Source organism: Pseudomonas sp. GD04015 (genome assembly GCF_029837675.1).
GTDB classification, from domain to species: Bacteria; Pseudomonadota; Gammaproteobacteria; order Pseudomonadales; family Pseudomonadaceae; genus Aquipseudomonas; species Aquipseudomonas paralcaligenes.
Genome location: NZ_JAOEEE010000006.1, coordinates 163969 through 182707 on the forward strand (window position 1 = coordinate 163969; position 18739 = coordinate 182707).

Genomic DNA, 18739 nt, shown 5'->3' on the forward strand with positions numbered 1-18739 from the left:
ACCACCCGTGGTTGATTGGGTGGCAGGCTATTGCGGGGGTATGCGGTGGAGCGAACCCTACAGGGGGTCAGGCGAGTGCGAGGGTATGCCAGGCCAAGAAGCCGGCGACGAACGTAGGCTCGTTCAGCCACCTACACGTGGCACCCAGCATGGCCGGGCTGTAGCTGGCTGGGCACGGCAAGCCGAGCGCGGCCGCATCCCACTCGCTGCAGAACGCCAGTTCGGGCATCTGTAAGTTCCGGTTGAACACCTGGCTGGCCAGCAGGGTTGGCCAGCCGTATCGGTAGTGGTCGGTGGCGCGGAAGAACTCGACGACCCGCACCGGGTCGGCCCAGGGTAGATCGATCAGATCCCACTTATCCGGGGACAAGCTGATCTCGTCGTCACCCAGCCCGACGCGCTTCTTCCGAACCCCCTTGTCCATCACCGACGACGAGTAACACCAGCCGTCGACGACCAGCTCCGTGTGCGAGTAGATCGATTGCGTCCACCAGCGGATCATCGCGTTCCCGATGTCGCCCTGGCCCTTGTACAGCGCCAGCTGGATGCCCATCATTCAATCCCAGCTGCGGCAATGAATAGCTGGTCAATCTGCTCGCCCGATAGGCCAACAGCTGAGCCGATGGCAACCACGAACGGCTTGTCCCTGCGCATGACTGAGCTGTACTCCCACTCGATGCGCGCGGCCCTTCCCTCGTCTCCCGGTAGGCCGTCTAGGGCGGTCTCGACATCATCAAGCAGGCCGGCAGCCAGCAGCGCCAGCTTCGCCTGACGCATCGTGACCTCATCAGGCACGGTAGCAGGCAATGGGTCAGCTGGGATCGGAACGCCGCCCCCCGCCAGCCATGCCTTGTACTCCAGATAGTCTGGGTTCTCGTTCGGGTCTGTCGGCGGGCTGGACGTTGATATGCGCGCCCCGTCAGAGACTCGCGTCACCCAGTTTTCGTTGCTGAGCTTGTATTCACTCATGCGTAGATACCTCCAGACACGGTGCCGTCAGTGCTGCCCGGCAGATACGTTGAGCCTGCTCCCGCAACATAGATGACCGATCCGTTGTTGCTCGTGTACCGCTTGCCCGTGGCAGAGCCGGTGTAGGTATTGGCGTTAAGCCGCAACAGCCCCATGACGTCAGCGAAGGCAAACCCCAGCGAGAAATTCGGAGTGCCGGTGATTGTTACGGTGATCCCGGCAGCGATGATTCTGCCGCCGCTGGCTGCATAGGCATGCACCAGGCCGCCCCCAGTGATCGAGTAGCTGGAGCAGTTGATAATGCCTCCAGAGGCATCCATGTGATACGCGCCGCACGGGCCGAAGGCGACATTCGACACACCAATGATTTGCCCAGGTAGCGAGGCAATGCAGCGGGCGGTCCCGCTCGGTGCGGTGACAGTCAAATTACTAAGAGTGAATTTCGTCCCCCCTTGGAAAGCGTTACCGCTCGCGGCTGTTCTTTTCAAAGTGGTGTTGGCTGGACCCTGCCCTACAATCGGAACCGCCGAGGCCCCTGTAGGGTCCTTGCCGATAGCCGATTCAAACTCGCCTGAGCCCAGAACGATGGTCGGGGTAAAAGTACCGGTATCGAGTGCCGCGATAACGTCTACCGCTTTCTGCAAAGTGAGAAATGCCCCCGCAGCGTCGTTGGCCAGGCCTGTGTTGCTGTCATTACCATCAGTGCGAACGTAGTAGGTTCGGTTTGCGGTCAGTTGCTCCCGCAGGCCAGCGATAGTGTCAGTGTTCGCCAGTTGTTTCACGCGGCCGCCCTGGCGAACGAGCGGACGACGGGCGGCCATTAGAGCACCACCGGCGCTTCTTCAACGGTGACCAGTTCGGTGGCCGACTTCGCACGGCCCAGGTACTGGCAGACCTTGTTCGCATTCGCGGGATCAGTCGCATCGAGGGCCGCAGTGATCACGCCGCCAGCAGTGCCGAGCCAGTACGCGGCGCCAGGCGTCAGGCCGGCGCGGCTACCGTTCACCGTGTTCATGCGCTTGACGGTGGCATTGGCCGGGGACGTTACAGCTGCCTCCACATAGCCCCACGCCTCACGGCCGTTGCTGTTGTCTGCCTTGCGAGCGGTCAGGGTGCCGGAGTTGTCGTAGAGGTTTACGAAGTCGCCGGCCGACAGGTTCTCGCTGGACGGCACCACCACCTGGTTAGCACCAATGCCGGACGGCAGGAAGCTGGAATCCAGCTTGCCGCCGCTGTCCGTGGCGATGATCTTGCCGGCGTCACCGGCGCCAGCGGATACCGCGATGGCGGCGACTTGCTTGATACGTCCGGCGATACGGGCGAGGTAGTTGGCCATGGGTTATTCCTCTAGGTCTATCGGTTCGGAAAGGTTCAGGGTGATGCGGGTAGCGCCCACGGCGCAGCCTATGAGCACGTCAAAGCCATCTGCAGGCGGAGTCTGCGTAAGCGCGCCATCAGCCCCGAGCCACACTCGGCCTGGCGCCCATGACCAGCTCGCGTCATCCAGCACGCCGGCTCGCTGGACGTTCATGGGCTCTCCGGTCAGCGCAGCAGTCAGGCTGATGCCCAGGATCTGGTCGATGTGATCGCCGTCCCGGTAGTCGAGCACGAAGACCACGCCGTCGAGTTCGTAAACAGCCTGCAAGGCGCTGATCGTCTCGCCGGCCAGACGCTGGAACGCTGCACCGCCAGCCGGACCAGGTTGGCCAGGGCTGCCCTTCGGCCCGCGCAGCCCGGCCGCCACCACGGTGCGGCCAGGCCCTGGCCGCACTGCAACCGTGCTGCTGCCGCGGTCGACGACGGCGACGGTCCGGTTCTCGCTGGTGCGAACGGCGATGGTGGTCACGTGGTGACCTCGCGCTTCACGTCGATAGGACTGATGTCGGCGAGCTTGTAGACCTGGCCGCCCGGGGCGATGGCCTCGGCGTCATACACGCCCTTGTTCCAGGCCAGTGCGGCCGCCTGGGCGGCGCTCATGGTGAGCACGAACTGGCTCAACGCATGGTCGACGATAATCAGGCTGTCCGGGTTCTCGGCAGGGTCGCTGTGCCACGACCAGAGCAGCGTGCCGCCTGGCTTGTCGCGCACCTGGCCGCGCGCCTGCCAGCCGGTCAGGTCCACGGGCTGGCGCAGCACCAGAAGCCCGTCGCCGGAGAACTGCCGCCAGCAGTGGGCGTTCAGCTCGTTCAGTTCGATTGTGTCGGCGTCGACGAGCGTGGCGAACACATGCTCGCCCTCGGGGGTGTTCAGCTCTTCTGGCTGGCGAACGCAGGTCACACGCACAGGCCAGCCGTCGGGGATGCCGTGGCCCGGCACCCGCAGCCGAACCGGCGCTTTGCTCGGCATGCCGACAATCGGCAGGTACAGCAGGCGGTCATCGCCCCACATAAAACCAAACTCGAAGGTCTCGCCCTGGACGATCTTGATAGGAACGACTTCAGCCACCGGCGCCTCCTTGACTCATGGCCAGTACGCTTCGACGTGGTGCGGCACGTCTTCGCGCGTGATGCGGCGCAGGTCGCTGTCCGGGCGAAGGCCGAAGTAGCGGGTGAACTTCGCTTCCTCGACCTCGGCGCGCCCCGGATCCTCGGTCTCGGCATCAGGGATGCTGAAGGCCCTGTGCAGCGCCCAGTGCACCAGGAAGCGGTGATGGGCGGCCATGATCTCCGGCGTGGAGGCGGGCTGGTCGGTGAGCCCGCGCAGCGGCAACCTGTAGCCCTCGAGCTTCAGGGTGCCCTCGCCGTCCGGCATGGGCACAAGGCGCAGGCTGGTATCGCCCTGGATCGCGAATCCTGGCGCTCCTGTCTTGTCGCGCCAGCCTGGCCGGCGCCCATCCAGCCACTCGGTGGATACCAGCTGCACATGGCAGCGCTCGGCCTGGCCGGGACGCACGAAGGCCAGGTGGGTCAGCTCGTACAGCACCGAGGCCAACGGATAGACCGCCTCGCCGGCGGAGACATCGATCTCGCATACCGCCGGGTCCGACGACTCATGCAGCAGCCGGCCACGAATGCAGGCCTCCTGTTCCGCCTCGATCAACCAGCGGATCACGTCCTGCTGGCCAAACAGGTGATCAGGGCCCACCGTGTCATCGGCGAAGCGGCGGAAGTCGCGGATCAGGTCGGCGAGAGTCATTGCGTGCCGAACCGCTTGATCTGGTCGACAATGCGCTCGCGCATCGTCTCAACCTTCATGGTCTTGGTCAGCTTCAGGTTCTGCCGGGCAGCGAAAGTGATCAGTGCGTCCTTGTCGGTCATCTGGTTGACCTGATCGATCACCGCGAAGTCCTGCTGCTGCTCCTCACGCTCAACCGCCGCCTTGGTGGGCTTGGCCAGCAGTGCGGCGGTGTCATCTTGCACCGGCTCGGCGGCAGGCAACTCCACCTGTTTGAACAGGTCGACGTGGCGCAGCAGCTTGCGGGCGAGGTACTGCGGCACCCCGCGAATCTGGCCGGAGGTGAAGGTCAGACCGCTGTCGTAGGTGGTATCGCGCCACAGCTCGCGCCGCCCGATGTACTCCACGCCGACCAGGCCGGCGCCAGCCACGGCAGCGGGCTGCACTGCCGTAGCCACGGTCAGGCTGGCCGGGATCTTCGCCAGGGCCTCCGCTACTGCATCCTCGGCGTCCGGGACATCCTTCAGCGCGTGCACAGCAGCACGGAACAGATAGTCCTTGACCTTCTGCGACTCCGGCAGCTCGGCATAGGGTCGGCAGCACGGGTGGGTCTTCTTCTCGAAGTCCTTCTCCTCGCCATAGGTCCAGCCGTTGGCGAGCTTGTCGGCCAGCCAGGATTCGTGGGACTGCTCGGGCGTGGTGTCCGGGTTGTCGATGTGCAACTGCACGCCAGCCAGGATGCCCTGTTGCATGTCTTCCGGGCACTCGGTGAGCGGCGGCGCCACCTTGTCGCCGATGGCGAGGCAGTAGGCGGAATTGATCGCGTGCGCGATGGCGGCAATGTGGATGGCTTTCATGGGGGTGTCCTGCTCCTGAGTGGCAGAACGCCCCAGGATCACCCGGGGCGCTCTGTAGACGGCTCGCTTAACGCGGCCCCAGCAACTCGCCAGTCACCAGGACCTTCAGGTCGCTGGCCTTGGCGTTCGCTGCAACCGCCGTGGTGAGGATCAGGCGAGCAGGCTTCGGCAGGGTCACCAGCTTGGTGCCGGTGGCGCGCTTGCGGCCAGCGGCGGCCAGGTCGATGCCAGTACCGAAGTAAGCCGCATCCTGCGGAACCTCGGTGCTGTCCTGGCCGTCCTCGTACTTGAAGCCGAGGGAGCCGGTGATGGTGGCGGTCATACCGGTTGCAACCAGAATCTGCGCGTCATCCAGGCGCATGCCTTCCGGGAGCGGGCCGAGGTCCACCACGTCGCCGATGCCGATGGCGGCGGCCGAGTCGGAGTTGATAGCCGCGCCGCTGGCGTTGGTGGCGAGCGCGAACAGCAGCACGCTCAGGTTGCCGTAGGGGTTGTTTCCGAACTGGCGCCGGGCGCCCTTGATAGTCACGTTGGCCATGTGGCCTCCTGTTTCAATGTGCGACGCCCAGGGCAGGTAGAGCCTGCCCTGGGCTGCGAGTTACATGGCGCTGTTGAGCGGCACCACGGTGTCCAGCACGCCGGCGCCGTAGTCGGTGTACTCTTCGCGGTCGCCCGTGTTGATGAGGAAGCGGAACTTCGACATGCCATGAATGGTGCCGATCAGCAGCTCCACCTTGTCGCCATGGTCGAACTCCTTTTCGGACCAGAAGAACGGCACTCCGGACTTGTTGGAGCGGGCCAGTGCATGGCCGACCGCCTGGCCGCCCAGGATGATGGCGCGGTCCACCGCGAAGTTGGTGCCGAACGACTCGGGCACGATCACTTCGGTTTCGGCTTCGCTGGTGAAGCTGGCGCAATACTTGATCTTGCCGCCGGCGAAGAAGCGGATCGGGATGTTCTGCTTCATGATCAGGAAGTTGTTCCACAGACCGACCTCGCCCTTGAAGATCGGGTGCTGCTTGGCGTTGCTGGCACGGGCCAGCGCGGCAGCCTGCATTGAGCGGAACGCCGGGGCAGCAGCGAACTGGCTGTACTGCAGCGGCGTCACCAGCAGCAGTCGCAGCGGCTCGTCCTCGGCAGCTTCGTCGCCGTCGAACTTCACGATCGGCGGCGGCATGACCATCTCGTCCATGACGGCACGCAGCGAATCCACCACGCTCATGCTGAGCTTGTCGGTGGAGGTGATGTCCATCTCGCCAGCGTTGACCTTGAAGCCGGAAACGCCATCGCCATCCACAATGAAGTGGCGGTTACGGGTCGGCGCCTTGACTCGGTTCACCATGACGCTGGCGAAACGCGGGTCATCTTCGGGCGGCACAGCCCAGACGGTCGGGTTGTAAACGTGACCGCGGGCGCCGGCCGCGTGGATGATCAGCGACTGATCCATGTAACGATCCATGGTCGCCTGCGCCACAGGACGCCCCAGCTTGCGGAAATCCACCGGAGAGCGAATGTCGGTCATGTTGTCGCTGAGCTTGACCGGCAGTCGCGCCTGGTTGACGCGCAGGCGGTCTTCGCTGATCGACATACCGGTGCCGCGACCCTCGGCTACCTCGCTGCCCATGATCGGAATGCCGCCGAACGGGTTCGCGACGTGGAAGGTGATCTCGTCGCCGGTACCCTTGCCGAGGTCCATACAGCGGACGAAGGGCATGTGCTCGGTGGTCTGCTTCTTGATGGTGGCGATGGCGCCTTTCTCGCCCTTCTGCATGGCGCCGAACAGACGAGACAGCTTGTTGTTGCGCTTCAGGTGGGTGGCAAACAGGCCTACCGCCTGCTGCACCATGTTTTTCTTGTCGCCGTATGGGGCGTGCGAGTTCTGAGTAGTGGGCATCTGGTGCTCCCCTTATAGCCTGTTGAGGAAAGCGTCGATCTGCTCGCGGGACATGTCGTCCATGCTCTCCAGCAGCTCTACGCCATCCATTTCCGCCATCGCTTCCTCGCGGGTGATGCCTGCCGCGCGCCCACCGGGAATGTCCGACAAGCTCGCGGGTGCAGACTGTTGCGCCTGGGCCTTGGCGATGGCTTCCTGTGCTTTTCGTTTCACGTCGTCTTCCGGCGACGCGGGTTGATGAGTTGCACCAGTTGCTTGCTTGAATGCGCCGAACAGCTCGATGACCTGGCTCGCAGTGCCCTTGTCCAGCACCTGGCTGTAGGCATCGCGGGCCATTGACGGCTGCGAGTCCAGCCAGGTCGCGAACTCCTTGCTTTCCACAATGGAGTCGGCGTCCGGATGGGCCTCGTAGATCGCGCGGTCGTGGGCGTTCGCGGCTTCATTCGCGTGCTTCTGCTGGATGGGGGCCAGCTTCTGCTCAACAATGGCGTCCACGCGCGCATCCACTCGGGCGTCGATCAGCTTCTGGATACCCGCGGCCAGCGCTTCCTCGCTGAAGTCGCCGAAGATCGCCGGATCTACCCCCTGCTCAATCGCGTCCTGCGCCATGGCCAGTTGGTTGTCGGTCTTCGTGGGTGCTTCGCCTGCCTGCGCTCGCGCTGCTGCCTGGGTTTCCAGTTCAGCAATGCGCGCGTCCTTGGCGGCGGCCTCGGCCTTCCAGTGCTGCTCTCCCTGTCTCGCATCGACCAGCTTCTGGTAGTCGATGACGTGCTTGCCGTCCTTGGCGAGTACCACGGCGTTGTCGGGGGTCAGTTCCGGCTCGCTGGTGGCTTCTTGCCCCTTCGCTTTGCCGTTGCCAGCCACCGCAGCTGCTGCCGCAGATTCGCTATTCGCGCCGTCCTGACCCTCTTCCTCTCCAGCCTTGGCCGCGCCGGGCTGCGCTGCCTGTTCCGACGCGGGCGCGCCGGTATCGCCCTCAACCAGTCCAAGGAGCTGGTCCAGCTGTTCTGGGGAAATGGTGTCGTCAAGCGACTCGATGAACTCGTTCTGTGAATCGGTGGTCATGCCTTCTGTCCCGCCACATATCGCCGTGGCCGCCTGGGTCGTCAGCTCAGCGGATTGCTCCGCGTGTCGCTGGGCGCTGTACCGCGCTCAACTTGGCGAGAAGTGTCGTGGCGAGGGTCAAGAAGAACGAAACCCTACAGGGGGTCGGCCCAACAAACGGGCAAGAAAAAGCCCGCGAATGCGGGCTTGGAAGGATGTGGTGGCGGGCCCCTCAGATCGGACTGGTTACCGCGCGACAGGGACGTGGACACTTTTCCGCCACCACGGTTTTCAGGTTACCTGATCACCGGAAGGCCGGCACTACTCCAGCCCCCTGCAGGTTGTCGTTCGGATTCGGGGTCTCGATTCCCTGTTGCCCAGTCGCGGCTGCGACCGGTACTGGCGGGAACGTGGGGCTGGTATTGCTCCGCACAGGCGCAGCACCACCCTCCTCCGCGACCTCGGTGCTCGCCGGGCCCTGCCCCTGGATGTACGGCGATTTAATGTTCATCGCCGCAGTCTGGCCAGGTTGCGGGAAGTTCGGATCATCGCCAGGCTGCACCTTGAAACCGTTGGCCTTCAGTATCTCGTCGGCGATAGGTGCGATCATCGGCATCTGCGCGACCTGAGCGCCGGCCTGCATAGCGCTGAACGCTGCCTGGACGCCGACCTGTACGGCACGAGCCATGATCTCGTTGATCTCGGCCTCGTTCTTCGCGGCCTTCAGTTCCAGTTCGCGCTCCTTGACCTCGACGCCCGCCAGGCGCACGGCCTCCTGGATACGCTTCTCGATCTGCTCCGGCGTCTCCTGCTGGCCGGCGGCGCGCAGGGCTTCGACCAACTGACGCTTGAACGGAACGTCCATGAGGCTCGCCAGGAACGGCATGGCGGCGGCTTGAAACTGCGCCGGCAGCGACTTGATGGCTTCCGACATCGCGTTGAGCTGCTGCCCGCGGTAGCTGTTTGTACTGGGCACGTCCTCAAGGGCGACCTTCAGCCTTGTACGCTGCAGGTCGTTGGACAGGTACGGATAGCCCCTCTCGTCCACCTCCGGCTTGTTGATCACCACGACGCGATCAGCAGTGACTGCATCGCCCTCAATCACGATCGTGTGCGGCTGCTCGCCGAGGTCTTCGACGATCATCGACAGCAGCAGCTCGCCCACCAGGGTGCGGCCGGCGCGGAAGTTGTCCATGATGTGCGCCAGGGACTGGTTGGACTGTTCCACCTGTGTCTGTTCCTGGATGCCCGACTTCGCCGTCCCCATTCTCCCCATGAAGCCGCTAGTGATGCTGCTCACGCGCTCAATGGACGCCCGGTCGTCGCTCATCATCTGGTAGTGCTGTTGCGTCAGTTGATAGTCGCGATGGACCTCGAAGCGGGCGCCGGAATTGTTCCTGAAGTGCTCGGCGTTCAGCTTAATGTCCGCGTCCGGCCTTGCGACCTGCCGGCGCAGCTGGGCGTCGGTCATGTCCGTGGCGCCATCCGTGCGTTCGATGCGGACCACACTCATGCCCCAGCGCAGCTTACTCTTGGCGCTGTTGAGGCTGTCCTGGGGGTATTTCATGCTGCGAACGTAGCCGTAGGGAATGCCGGTGTTGTCCTCCCGGAATCCGACAAACGGCACGTAGGGAAACTGGCGGTGCGTGTATGGGCTGGGACCATCAAAGAGGCGGTGCGGGCCCAGCCAGTAGGACCGACGGACCCTGGCGACGGTCGCCCGCTGCACCTTGGCCGCGCCGCTGGCAACCGCGATATTGTGCTTCATGTTCTGCGGGTCGAACTCAACGATCCGGCCGTTCGGTGTCTTGATTACCGTGACGACCTCCCAGCGTCGATACCACACCTCAGCCAGGCAGATTTCCCTGGTGGTCGGGTTGTACCAGCGCTCCTCTTGCATGGTCCATGCGCGCCCATCGTTCCAGGCATTCTGTAGGCCGGTACTCTCCCCACCGTCCATCACCAGCGCTTCATCCTTCCACCAGTCGCCACCAGCACGTCCACACGCCTCAATCAGTTTCTTGTGCTGAGGGAACACGGCGGCAATGCGCTCCGGCAGCAGCCAACGCTGGCGACGCAGCCAGCGGCACGTCTCCCAGTCCTCGCCGTACTTCATGTCCCAGTGAATTTCGTTTCGGTGAACCGCGATCACCCGATAGGGGTACTTGAACGGGTCGGACTCGCGGGAGACCTCCACCCACCCGATACCGCAGCCGATCTGCGGGCGAAACGCCTTGCTGCATGCACGGTCGGCCTTGCTCGCGCGCTCGGCCTGGTTGAGCTTGAAATTGAGGGCATCCGCCACATCCTGGCCGCCCGGCTCACCATTCGGGGTAACGCGCCAGTCCGTGCGCGTGACGGTCTCATAGCCCTGCAGACTCAGCAGGGCCGGGCCTATTACGTCCTCGACGGCCGGCGGAATGCCGTGCTCCGCCTGTTTTCGCAGCAGGTCGCTATCGAGCTGATTGCCATCGGCGTAATCCATCTCTTTGTCGGCAGTGCGCCGCCATGTCGGCTGCATCTCGATCTCGTCGAAGATTTCCCGATACTCGTGTAGCGTCAGTTCCGGGGAACCGGGCATGTGCGTGGTGTCCTGCATAGTTTCTGTCCTCAGAGACGCCAGTCAGGCGCAGGGGCTTCTTCGTAGGTCTTCTTACCGGACACACCCTGCAGCATCCCCAGTTCCTTGGCCTGGGCCCACTGGCGATAGGCGTCGGCGCCCTCGCTGCAGCCGTTGCTCTTGTCCGGCTGGTCGGTAAATCGGTTGTCGGCCCGGCTGTACCTCTTGCGATAGCCCTCCAGGCGCTGGATGCCCTTGGCGCACCCCGTCTCGTCCAGATAGGCCGTCTTCATGTGCTTCCGGGTCTGATAGATGCCCGTCACAAGCTCTGTGATCAGCGGCACAATGGCGAATCGCTCGCCGGGCATGAGGTCCTGCAGCATTTCCTTGGTGCTTCGATTGAAGTCACTCAGGCGCTTGTGATCCGCGTCGTGCGGCAGAAAGTGCGTGCCGAATACATAGCCGCGGTCACGCAGCTCCTTGACGTAGTGCCGCAGGTCTTCGCCATGGGCTTCGTAGTAGTCGATGAAGCGGTCTTCGCCATTCAGCTCCTGGTGAAACCAGATGGCGCATCCGTCGCCGTTGCCGATGTCCCAGAAGGTGTTCACCGGGGCATCCAGCACCAGCACCTTGCGGACGCCGCCACGCTTCCGCAGCGCGATCATGTCCTTGGCGTACCAGTTGCCCTCGGTGCTGATCTGGAAGGCTTCGGCCGGGAAGCTGGGGTACTCCTGCCACATCTTCTCTTCGGCGCCAGAGAAGTCGGCACGCTTCGTGGCGACGTACCAGGCCCGCTGGTCCGCGTCGATAGTGATGCGCTCGCCCATGTCGCGCAGCACTGTGGCTTCCACCTTGTCGAAGTAGTCGTGCTCCTCGCGCGTCAACTCGATGGTGGATGAATCCAGGCGATATTTGGGCTCCTGCCACCATGCGTAGAAGTGCATGCGGTAGTCGCGCGGAGTCAGCTTCTTCCGGCTGGCGTGGTTCGCCTCGGCGACCTGGACCATTTTGAAGAACTCGCCTTCGCGACCTTCAGCTGTCGACTCGATAACCAGGATGCCGTTGGTGGGCACGGCCGGAATCGAGCCGGTGACGACTTCCTGGGCCTTGTCCGGGTACTTGGCACAGATTTTCCCGAACTCGGAGACGTGCAACCGGTGGATAGTGCCGGAGCGCATGGAGGTGGCCACGCGCACGCTGCTGTTGTTATGAGCGAACAGCAATTCATCGGCGTTCGCTGCCGCAGTGGGGAAGCGATCACGGATCTCGGCCGGGAGGTTGTCGTAGGCGAACTTCACCTTGTCCCGGAAGATGACCTTTGCCGCGTCACGGTCTTGGGCGATGATGCCGCAGCGCTGGTCTGCATTGAACAGCGCATGATCCAGCCACATGATGGCGATCAGGGTCGTGAAGCCGAGCTGCCTGGCCTTCAGTATCAGGTTGCGGTGCCATAGCCGCTTGATGAACCGGCGCTGCGCTCGGTTGGGCCTAAACGGCAGGACGTAGCTGTCGCCCTCCTCAATACTGCCGTCCTCGGCGATCTTGTCATCGCCCTTGATCATGATCTTGTAGAGGCAGCCGCTGAACAGGCGCCACTCGGGATCGGCCAGGCAGCGCGCCAGCTCAGCTGCATCGGTGGGCAGTGGCAGCAGCTCTTCGCTATGCGTCACCTGCATGGCCATCGCATCAGTCCTCGACCACGGGGGTGAACGCGCTACCAGCTGCGTCCTGGCGCTTGTGGTCAGGGTCCTCGACCACCGGCCTGAACCCGTTTCCGCTATTGCTGGAGATGGTGTGCAGCAGCGTGGTGAGCGGGTCCGTCTTCTGCTCGTTGTCCTTCTCGTACAGGCCAAGGTGCTTGAACAGCTTCTCCATGGCTGCGTCCTTGGAGTGCATCTGCACCTCGATGCCGAACTTGGTCTGCTTGACGCCGGCGAACAGCGAGCGGGCGCCATCGGACAGCTGGCGAGTGTCCATCAGCACCACGCGCGGAATACCGTCACCGGCGCACTCTGGGCAATGCGGGTGAGGCTCAGCGTTGGGATTGAAGCCCGGGCCACCCTTAGCGTTGAACTCTCCCTTGTCCGGCTTGGTGTTGGCTTCCCAGTCCGCGTAGTCCGCCTCGAACTCGTTGCGAGTGCGCTGGTAGTGATGGTTGAAACCATGGCAGAAGCGACAGCAGCCGATGTACAGCTGGGTCAGTTCGCGGGCGTCTGCCGTGACTTGGTTCCATGCCTCGCGCAGAACGCGGTCGGCCGTGATGCCGGTTCGCTCCTGCTGATCTTTCCTGGCCTCGGCGATAGCTACCTGGATGACAGGTTTTGACAGGTTCTCGGCGCCTTGCTGGCGAGCAGTCTTCCCGGAGTAGCCGGCGCGAATAGCAGCCTGAGTCGCGTTCAGGTCCACCAGGTACTCTTCGACGAATCGCTGCTGCTTGCCGGTGAGCCGTTCCGCTGCACCCTGATGGTCACCATCTACCGAGCACGACAAAGCCCCAGCAGCACGCTTCCTCGCTGCCGGGGTCCTCGATTTGGTGGGAGTGGGCTTGTCGCCCTTGGGTTTTCGAGTCATGGCCCGGAATTGTCCGGGCCGGTGTCGCAGTGTCGAACCCTACAGGGGGGCTACGCCTTCGTGATCTCGGTAGTTCCTGATCAGCATGCCAACCACATCAAGGTCGCCATAGACGTAGACGTCATATTCCGCGCGGTTTTCTCCCCGCAGGGGAACCCGGCGATAGGTGTAATACGTCCTGGGACCGATCACCTGGTCGGCGCCGTAATGATCCAACGGCCTACACTTCTCCATTGGCATCGCCTGAACATCAGGCTGGCCAGGCGTAACACGCCGCCGCATGCCGTCACACGGGCCGCCTATCAGCAGAACCTCTACCATTTCCATCGCAGTAACCTCCAAAGCGACCAGCATCCATGCCGGATCATAAATCAAACCTACTCGTTCGGCGTGAAGGTCACATCGAACTCGCCCATCAGCAGCACCACCTGGCCATCGGCCTGGCCATTGCCATAGTGCAGATGCCGGCGCTCGGTACGCTCTTCATCGCGATCATCACCAGGGAAGTACTTGGCGTTCATGTGCAGTTGGTTGCAGATGATACCCGCCATCGATCCGAGCCCAGCCGGGTCCGCGTCAGTCACGACGCATGCGGTGCTGAGGCTGCCGCCCTCGATGTCGACGGAGAACACCGCGACCGGCGGCTCGTCTCCCTCGGCCGGCTGCAGGGCGTAGTGAATCGTCATGGGGGTCATGCTGCTGGCTCCGCTGGGATGAATCGAATGGGGAGTTTCGCCTCCTGGCTACCGCCGCTTGGCGTCGGCAGTCGCACCGTCACGGACTCATCGCCAGCCTTCAGACCAGCTTTGGCCAGCTGCTCAGCGAGCGGTCTCAGAAACTGGGTGACCAGGATGTCCTGTTGCTCGGGGAACGCGAACACGATCTTCCCCGGCAAGGTCATCTTCCCATCGTGCTCAACCACGCCGTCTTCTACCTTGACCTGGAGCGTGTAGCTGTAGCGCTCCTCGGTCGGCTGCTCGTCAATCCGGTAGCTGTAGGGGGTGCCAACGATCTGCACGACACGCTTGCCGGTACTTGCTGTTGATTCTTGCATTGCTGTTCCCTCCTCGGGATGGTGAATTTCAGGCCGGCTGCCCGGCATGCGCATCGCACACGTCAAGTAGCGTGAGCTGGGGGCTCTCACTGATGCGCAACTCGCGCCTCATGGCGTCGACCAGTTGCTCAAGGCGCCGGACCTTCAATGCCAATTCCGCGTTGACTACCGAGGCCTGATACCCCAGTTCGATCTGCGCGGCCTGTACCGCTCCACCGGCGAGCATGCTGCCCAGGGTTCGCGCCTCGGTCGGCGTCAGAATCATCACGTCGTCGCCGATGTCCAGAACGATCGTGCCGTCAGGCAGCCGGGTATGGCTGATCTGCCTGGCGCTGTCTTGCTTCAACGCCAGCACATACAGCCCGCGGCCAGCCCGACGTATCAGATCCTCCGCGGCCAGGTGCTTGAGTCGATCATCTACAATGCCGATCTTCAGACCGGTCATTGCCTGGACGGTCTCGCGTGTGGCTACCTGCCCCAGCCCATGCAGCTCTCGCACCGCGTCCAGCACTATCTGGGTGGAGTTCGGCTTCTGCTCTTGGCTCATGGGCGGCACACCGTCGCGCTATTCATGTGAGCCTGGATGGTGTCCATCAGGCCAGGATCACCAGCAAAGAGATTCACCAGGATCGTCAGGCAGAGGTAGAAAACAACGTCACCCATGGGCAGCCTCATTCTTCTTCAGGTCTCGGAGCTTCTTCCGGTACGCGGCCTTGATCAGCTCTAGGTCGGAGATGGCGTATTTCTTGGGCTCGTGCTGGCCCTCCAGCCACTCGACGGCCGTGGCGCCGATGCGCGCTACCAGCCGAATGCGGTACTCCACCGCGTTACCCGAGAGGTCCCGGTTACAGCGAACACACTGCTTGTGGACGTTCAGGGGCTCGAAGCGCAGTTCAGGACAGGCCCCGGTAGATCGGTAGTGCCCAGCATCCCAGCGACTCCCCGTCAGAAGCCCCGCGTCGTCTGGCATGGAGTTGCAGCTGATACAGGGCTGCAGCCGGTCGCGTTCCCGAATGTAGGCGTTGAAGGCGGCCTGGGCTTCCTTCAGGTGCTGGCTGCGGCTTTTCAGCTGCTGCTTGCGCGCGCGGATCTCTCGGCGATCTCGCTGCTCGATGGCGATGCGCTGCTTCTCCTGCTTCGCCTTGGCGATCACCAGGCCGCACTCGGGACTGCACCAGGTCTGGAAGCTCTGCTTGGGGATGAAAGGCGCCCGACAGCTGCGCACTGCACACTTCTTCGGCCTGCTGCTGATCGCCTTCAGGGGCGTGCGGGTGGCGTTCATTGGTAGACGCTCCCCGGCTGGCCAGGGTCATTGCTGCCGGTGCAGGCAAGGGCGTGGTCGCTCGCCTTCGGGCAGCGCTTGTTACCGCAGACCGGGCACAGGATCATCTTCGTGCTGGACAGCGGCAGCCAGCCGAACGCACTTTGCTCGCCCAGCTTCTGCTCGCGGATGCAGCGGTGGCATTCGCATTGGTGGCGCTGGCTCATGCGAAGCCCCCGAGCAGTTCCGCTGCAGCCATTGCATCAGCCTCCGACTCAAAGTGCTCAGCGAGCACCAGGCGCCAGCAGGTTGCGAAGACGTCCCGGTACAGGGGTTCGAACTGGGTGTCGTCCATGCTGGCCCAGCTGATGGACTTCGCCTTGCGCTTCACGCCAGCCGGCGTCTGCACAAGGTCGTAGTGCCCGGCCTCGATCGTCACCCACTCCCGGAAAGCCTCGCGGCTCTTCTCCACAACGGGGAAGCGGTCGGCTCGCTCGCTCTCCAGCTGCTCCAGATAGGCCTGGGCCGCTGCCAGGACGGCATCCGCGCGCTGGGCATGCCGGGAGAGGAATCTGGCGAAGCCTTCGATGCCGCGCTGCTCTTGCCGAGGAACCAGGCCGCCCCTTGGCTCCCAGTAGTCCCATGCCAGGTCCAGCATGGCGAAGAACTTCCGGTGAAAACGGGCGTTGCGCATCTTCGTGAAGCTGCCATGGATGACCTGGCCAGCCTTCCACTTCTGGACCAGCTCCCGGTCGGCATCGGTGGCCGGCACCAGCCCCTGGGCTGTGCGAACCAGCGCTATATCAGCCATTGGCGTTGCCCTCCTTGGCTGCCAAGAAATTATCGACCATCTCGTCAGCGTCCTTGCCAAGAACCACATGAGAGCCCTCGCGCCAGACGGCATATGGGGATTGCATGGGAATGGCGTTGCGGACGCACTGCCATCGCGCTGCATCCAGGCGCAGCACCTCGACCTCGACCCGGAGCTGCTCGATGAGACGGCGAGAGTGTTTTGCTGGTTCGAAAGACAGCCGGTCGATCTCATCCAGCAGGGAGAGGATGGCAGCGGGACCGGCAGCGGCGATGAACGAATCATCATCGTGATGCAGGCCGTGAACTTCGCCTGTCTTGCTATCGTCGTAGCGCAGGTCGCCTGGCTTGTACCAATCAACTAAAGGCGTCGCCTTTTCAGCCAGCCTCCGCAGCTCCTGCTTGTTCAGGTCAGTCATGGCCGATTCCTCCGGTTGCGCGCTTTCTCGCCCTTGCTCCGAGGCCTCGGCTTGTGCGGATCGTTGAACGATGCGCGGCTGCTGGTAGGCCCAGGAAAGGTCCAGCCTCCGGCGGATGCCGCAGCACCCAGGGCACCGGCAAGGGCTACTGCCCTGCTCAAACTCATGCGCATTCCCTCTCCTCCCCGCCGGTGACCATGTAGTGGCGCTCGCACACGGCCTGAGCCTCGTGAGGGTCGGTCGTCACCGCGCCGATGAATTCGCCACGCACGCTGGCCCGGTACTGCGCATCGCCGTCGATCACGAACCGAGCGACGCGGTACTGCGGGGTGCTGTCGCTCACGGCGACGTGCTCGGATTGCTTCGCCCATTTCATGCCTGGGACTCCTGCAGCTGGTTCAGGGCGGCCATGTGACGGTCGACCCTCTCGGCGAGGTCCTGCCGCTGGGCGGCGACCTGGGCCTGGCGCTCGGCGTCGCGCTGGCGGCCGGAGGCGGTGAGCTGGTCGCGGATGGCTGCCAGACGCTGGCGGGTCTCCGGCGACGGGGTTCCGGCGCGGCCGGTGAGCAGCCCGGCGATGGCCTGGCCGTCAGCGGTGATCTGCTCGGGGCGCAGGTCGGCCAGCAGGCGCTGGGCCTCCGGCGCGGGCAGGCGCCCCAGGCGCTGGGCCTCTTCGACCGCGAGGGCGCGCCGCTCCGGGTTGTGGCCCAGCGAGAGGTGCCAGACCACCGCCCGAGCATCGCGCCGCGCGGAATCGACCAGGCGCTGGTATGCAGCAAGGAACGCCATCCGCGCCCCGATCTTGTCGCCGGCATGGAACACGGAAGACGCTGCGGCGGTGGCCTGGCGGATCTCATCGGTCAGCAGCACAGTCTCGGCCTCGTCGAACGACTGCAGCGCAATGGCCCATGCCTCGTTCGGCTCCGGTCGGCCGTCAGCAGCCTCAAGGTGTTTCAGCACCGCGGCCACAGTGAAGCGGCCACCTTCACGTCGCACAGCCTGCAGCGCGGCGGCCAGGGGCTGCTCGTCGTAGCCCTTCAGGTCCTGGACCATGAGTTGTGCGGCCGCCGGCGTCAGCTGCTGCTGCATCGCTTCGGCGGTGGCGAACAGGGAGAGCAACAGTTCGTCCTGCTGGTCAGGCGTGAGCATTCGGTCCCCTCCTCGCCCGCTGCTCGGCCAGGGCCTGCTCAGCGGCGGATAGGTTGGTCTGAGTGTTCTCGATCTGGCGCGCGCTGGTACCGGTGACCTGGCGGTTCGTTGCCCACTGGGTGTGGTAGCTCTCGGCCTTGGCCAGCAGGCTGCCGAAGTCGTGGCAGTTGCGGATCAGGTAGGCGTCGTTGATCGCTACGAAATACGCGGCCACCTGGTGCGCGTCGGCCCCAAGCCGCTTGCGCAGGTCGTCAACGTGGCGGTTGACCTTGGCGTTTCGCACCGGGCTGGTGCCGTACCTGGCCAGGTAGGCCGAGGAGTAAGCGGACCAGATGTCCCGGCAAGCGGACTGGCGTTCTGCCTCTGCGACGGAATCGGCCGGTTTCGAACGTCGACGGGGCGGTGCCGACGGCGCCGGCGAAAGGGATGACGATTCCCTTGATGGTTCTACTGACGGTTCTATTACGGTTCTGGGTGCGCCATTTGCGGGGGTGGGGTGCGCCATTTGCACCACCTCCCCTGCGCCATTTGCACCCCCCTCATGCGCCATTTGCGGGGGGTGCGCCATTTGCACCCCTGCGCCATCTGCGGGGGGTGCATCGTGTTCATGGGGTGCGCCATTTGCGGGGGTGGTTTTGTTGGTGCGCTTGCGAGCGGAAGCGGCTTTCTCTGGCGAATAATCCGCAGGAGTAACGGTGTACGAGGTACTGCTGTTCACCCGGAAATCACGATGGACCACCCGGGCCGACTCCAGCCACGCGATGGCATCCTGAACTGCGCGCGCAGACAAGCAGGTGCGCCTGGCGATACTGCCTACGCTCGGCCAGCAGACACCATCGTCATTCGCCTGGTCGGCCAGGGAGATCAGCACGATCTTCTGTGTCGCGCTCATGCCCTGCAGCTGCCAGCACGCCGAAGAGATCAGGGTGCTCATCTTGCGCGCCCCGCTGGTCCCGCCAGCTGCTCGGAGACAACCTGAACCACCAGCTGCTCGACGGTAACGCCCCGCTCGGCCGCCAGTCGCTGCAGCCGAGCGC

The 18739-nt window shown here is 63.9% G+C and carries 25 protein-coding genes; all 25 read right to left on the bottom strand.

The genetic code is table 11. The features are described 5' to 3' along the window. Window positions 1-67 precede the first annotated feature (67 nt). A complete protein-coding gene (locus N7640_RS07420) occupies window positions 68-556 on the bottom strand; it encodes a hypothetical protein (protein WP_279902459.1) in 489 nt (162 codons plus the stop codon). Then, complete coding sequence (locus N7640_RS07425; protein WP_279902460.1) at window positions 553-969, bottom strand: hypothetical protein; 417 nt, start codon at window positions 967-969, stop codon at window positions 553-555. Before N7640_RS07425 ends, N7640_RS07420 begins: the two co-directional genes overlap by 4 nt. Continuing rightward, window positions 966-1790: a hypothetical protein gene (locus N7640_RS07430; RefSeq protein ID WP_279902461.1), complete on the bottom strand. Its 825-nt coding sequence runs from the start codon at window positions 1788-1790 to the stop codon at window positions 966-968. The genes N7640_RS07425 and N7640_RS07430 overlap by 4 nt, the downstream gene beginning before the upstream one ends. Continuing rightward, window positions 1790-2305, bottom strand: coding sequence for a hypothetical protein (locus N7640_RS07435; RefSeq protein WP_279902462.1), 516 nt, complete (start codon window positions 2303-2305; stop codon window positions 1790-1792). The genes N7640_RS07430 and N7640_RS07435 overlap by 1 nt, the downstream gene beginning before the upstream one ends. Before the next feature lie 3 nt (window positions 2306-2308). Next, complete coding sequence (locus tag N7640_RS07440; RefSeq protein ID WP_279902463.1) at window positions 2309-2815, bottom strand: hypothetical protein; 507 nt, start codon at window positions 2813-2815, stop codon at window positions 2309-2311. Beyond that, window positions 2812-3414 carry a hypothetical protein gene (locus N7640_RS07445; protein WP_279902464.1) on the bottom strand — a complete coding sequence of 201 codons (603 nt, stop codon included), beginning with the start codon at window positions 3412-3414 and terminating at the stop codon, window positions 2812-2814. Before N7640_RS07445 ends, N7640_RS07440 begins: the two co-directional genes overlap by 4 nt. 15 nt (window positions 3415-3429) lie before the next feature. Further along, window positions 3430-4104: a hypothetical protein gene (locus tag N7640_RS07450; RefSeq protein ID WP_279902465.1), complete on the bottom strand. Its 675-nt coding sequence runs from the start codon at window positions 4102-4104 to the stop codon at window positions 3430-3432. Continuing rightward, window positions 4101-4940, bottom strand: coding sequence for a RyR domain-containing protein (locus N7640_RS07455; protein WP_220815682.1), 840 nt, complete (start codon window positions 4938-4940; stop codon window positions 4101-4103). The genes N7640_RS07450 and N7640_RS07455 overlap by 4 nt, the downstream gene beginning before the upstream one ends. A 67-nt stretch (window positions 4941-5007) precedes the next feature. Then, window positions 5008-5478: a hypothetical protein gene (locus N7640_RS07460; protein ID WP_279902466.1), complete on the bottom strand. Its 471-nt coding sequence runs from the start codon at window positions 5476-5478 to the stop codon at window positions 5008-5010. Between the two features lie 60 nt (window positions 5479-5538). Next, window positions 5539-6834: a N4-gp56 family major capsid protein gene (locus N7640_RS07465; RefSeq protein ID WP_279902467.1), complete on the bottom strand. Its 1296-nt coding sequence runs from the start codon at window positions 6832-6834 to the stop codon at window positions 5539-5541. Window positions 6835-6846: 12 nt separating this feature from the next. Then, window positions 6847-7899, bottom strand: a complete 1053-nt coding sequence (locus N7640_RS07470) for a hypothetical protein (protein ID WP_279902468.1) — start codon at window positions 7897-7899, stop codon at window positions 6847-6849. 283 nt (window positions 7900-8182) lie between these two features. Continuing rightward, on the bottom strand, window positions 8183-10477 hold the full coding sequence (locus N7640_RS07475) for a hypothetical protein (protein ID WP_279902469.1): 2295 nt from the start codon (window positions 10475-10477) through the stop codon (window positions 8183-8185). An 11-nt stretch (window positions 10478-10488) separates the two neighbouring features. Further along, a complete protein-coding gene (locus N7640_RS07480) occupies window positions 10489-12120 on the bottom strand; it encodes a terminase (protein ID WP_279902470.1) in 1632 nt (543 codons plus the stop codon). Between the two features lie 4 nt (window positions 12121-12124). Continuing rightward, window positions 12125-13009, bottom strand: coding sequence for a terminase small subunit (locus tag N7640_RS07485; protein WP_279902471.1), 885 nt, complete (start codon window positions 13007-13009; stop codon window positions 12125-12127). Between the two features lie 39 nt (window positions 13010-13048). After that, window positions 13049-13384, bottom strand: coding sequence for a hypothetical protein (locus N7640_RS07490; RefSeq protein WP_279902472.1), 336 nt, complete (start codon window positions 13382-13384; stop codon window positions 13049-13051). 2 nt (window positions 13385-13386) lie between these two features. Beyond that, window positions 13387-13704, bottom strand: coding sequence for a hypothetical protein (locus N7640_RS07495; RefSeq protein WP_279902473.1), 318 nt, complete (start codon window positions 13702-13704; stop codon window positions 13387-13389). Further along, window positions 13701-14063 (bottom strand): hypothetical protein, encoded by a 363-nt coding sequence (locus N7640_RS07500; RefSeq protein ID WP_279902474.1) that lies wholly within the window; start codon window positions 14061-14063, stop codon window positions 13701-13703. The genes N7640_RS07495 and N7640_RS07500 overlap by 4 nt, the downstream gene beginning before the upstream one ends. A gap of 28 nt (window positions 14064-14091) precedes the next feature. Beyond that, on the bottom strand, window positions 14092-14610 hold the full coding sequence (locus N7640_RS07505) for a hypothetical protein (protein ID WP_279902475.1): 519 nt from the start codon (window positions 14608-14610) through the stop codon (window positions 14092-14094). 108 nt (window positions 14611-14718) lie between these two features. Continuing rightward, the gene (locus tag N7640_RS07510) at window positions 14719-15345 is read right to left on the bottom strand and encodes a recombination protein NinG (RefSeq protein WP_279902476.1); all 627 of its coding nucleotides are present in this window, start codon (window positions 15343-15345) and stop codon (window positions 14719-14721) included. After that, a complete protein-coding gene (locus N7640_RS07515; protein WP_279902477.1) occupies window positions 15342-15551 on the bottom strand; it encodes a hypothetical protein in 210 nt (69 codons plus the stop codon). Before N7640_RS07515 ends, N7640_RS07510 begins: the two co-directional genes overlap by 4 nt. Beyond that, complete coding sequence (locus N7640_RS07520; protein WP_279902478.1) at window positions 15548-16135, bottom strand: DUF1367 family protein; 588 nt, start codon at window positions 16133-16135, stop codon at window positions 15548-15550. The genes N7640_RS07515 and N7640_RS07520 overlap by 4 nt, the downstream gene beginning before the upstream one ends. Further along, window positions 16128-16553 (bottom strand): ead/Ea22-like family protein, encoded by a 426-nt coding sequence (locus N7640_RS07525; protein WP_279902479.1) that lies wholly within the window; start codon window positions 16551-16553, stop codon window positions 16128-16130. Before N7640_RS07525 ends, N7640_RS07520 begins: the two co-directional genes overlap by 8 nt. Window positions 16554-16716: 163 nt before the next feature. Then, window positions 16717-16929, bottom strand: coding sequence for a hypothetical protein (locus N7640_RS07530; protein WP_279902480.1), 213 nt, complete (start codon window positions 16927-16929; stop codon window positions 16717-16719). Further along, window positions 16926-17702: a hypothetical protein gene (locus tag N7640_RS07535; RefSeq protein WP_279902481.1), complete on the bottom strand. Its 777-nt coding sequence runs from the start codon at window positions 17700-17702 to the stop codon at window positions 16926-16928. Before N7640_RS07535 ends, N7640_RS07530 begins: the two co-directional genes overlap by 4 nt. Then, on the bottom strand, window positions 17689-18636 hold the full coding sequence (locus tag N7640_RS07540) for a helix-turn-helix domain-containing protein (protein WP_279902482.1): 948 nt from the start codon (window positions 18634-18636) through the stop codon (window positions 17689-17691). The genes N7640_RS07535 and N7640_RS07540 overlap by 14 nt, the downstream gene beginning before the upstream one ends. Window positions 18637-18739: the final 103 nt, after the last annotated feature.

Coding starts and splice junctions, on each gene's coding strand:
- N7640_RS07420 (WP_279902459.1), bottom strand. CDS start 556: ATGATGGGCATCCAGCTGGCGCTGTACAAGGGCCAGGGCGACATCGGG.
- N7640_RS07425 (WP_279902460.1), bottom strand. CDS start 969: ATGAGTGAATACAAGCTCAGCAACGAAAACTGGGTGACGCGAGTCTCT.
- N7640_RS07430 (WP_279902461.1), bottom strand. CDS start 1,790: ATGGCCGCCCGTCGTCCGCTCGTTCGCCAGGGCGGCCGCGTGAAACAA.
- N7640_RS07435 (WP_279902462.1), bottom strand. CDS start 2,305: ATGGCCAACTACCTCGCCCGTATCGCCGGACGTATCAAGCAAGTCGCC.
- N7640_RS07450 (WP_279902465.1), bottom strand. CDS start 4,104: ATGACTCTCGCCGACCTGATCCGCGACTTCCGCCGCTTCGCCGATGAC.
- N7640_RS07455 (WP_220815682.1), bottom strand. CDS start 4,940: ATGAAAGCCATCCACATTGCCGCCATCGCGCACGCGATCAATTCCGCC.
- N7640_RS07460 (WP_279902466.1), bottom strand. CDS start 5,478: ATGGCCAACGTGACTATCAAGGGCGCCCGGCGCCAGTTCGGAAACAAC.
- N7640_RS07465 (WP_279902467.1), bottom strand. CDS start 6,834: ATGCCCACTACTCAGAACTCGCACGCCCCATACGGCGACAAGAAAAAC.
- N7640_RS07470 (WP_279902468.1), bottom strand. CDS start 7,899: ATGACCACCGATTCACAGAACGAGTTCATCGAGTCGCTTGACGACACC.
- N7640_RS07475 (WP_279902469.1), bottom strand. CDS start 10,477: ATGCAGGACACCACGCACATGCCCGGTTCCCCGGAACTGACGCTACAC.
- N7640_RS07480 (WP_279902470.1), bottom strand. CDS start 12,120: ATGGCCATGCAGGTGACGCATAGCGAAGAGCTGCTGCCACTGCCCACC.
- N7640_RS07485 (WP_279902471.1), bottom strand. CDS start 13,009: ATGACTCGAAAACCCAAGGGCGACAAGCCCACTCCCACCAAATCGAGG.
- N7640_RS07495 (WP_279902473.1), bottom strand. CDS start 13,704: ATGACCCCCATGACGATTCACTACGCCCTGCAGCCGGCCGAGGGAGAC.
- N7640_RS07500 (WP_279902474.1), bottom strand. CDS start 14,063: ATGCAAGAATCAACAGCAAGTACCGGCAAGCGTGTCGTGCAGATCGTT.
- N7640_RS07505 (WP_279902475.1), bottom strand. CDS start 14,610: ATGAGCCAAGAGCAGAAGCCGAACTCCACCCAGATAGTGCTGGACGCG.
- N7640_RS07510 (WP_279902476.1), bottom strand. CDS start 15,345: ATGAACGCCACCCGCACGCCCCTGAAGGCGATCAGCAGCAGGCCGAAG.
- N7640_RS07515 (WP_279902477.1), bottom strand. CDS start 15,551: ATGAGCCAGCGCCACCAATGCGAATGCCACCGCTGCATCCGCGAGCAG.
- N7640_RS07520 (WP_279902478.1), bottom strand. CDS start 16,135: ATGGCTGATATAGCGCTGGTTCGCACAGCCCAGGGGCTGGTGCCGGCC.
- N7640_RS07525 (WP_279902479.1), bottom strand. CDS start 16,553: ATGACTGACCTGAACAAGCAGGAGCTGCGGAGGCTGGCTGAAAAGGCG.
- N7640_RS07530 (WP_279902480.1), bottom strand. CDS start 16,929: ATGAAATGGGCGAAGCAATCCGAGCACGTCGCCGTGAGCGACAGCACC.
- N7640_RS07535 (WP_279902481.1), bottom strand. CDS start 17,702: ATGCTCACGCCTGACCAGCAGGACGAACTGTTGCTCTCCCTGTTCGCC.
- N7640_RS07540 (WP_279902482.1), bottom strand. CDS start 18,636: ATGAGCACCCTGATCTCTTCGGCGTGCTGGCAGCTGCAGGGCATGAGC.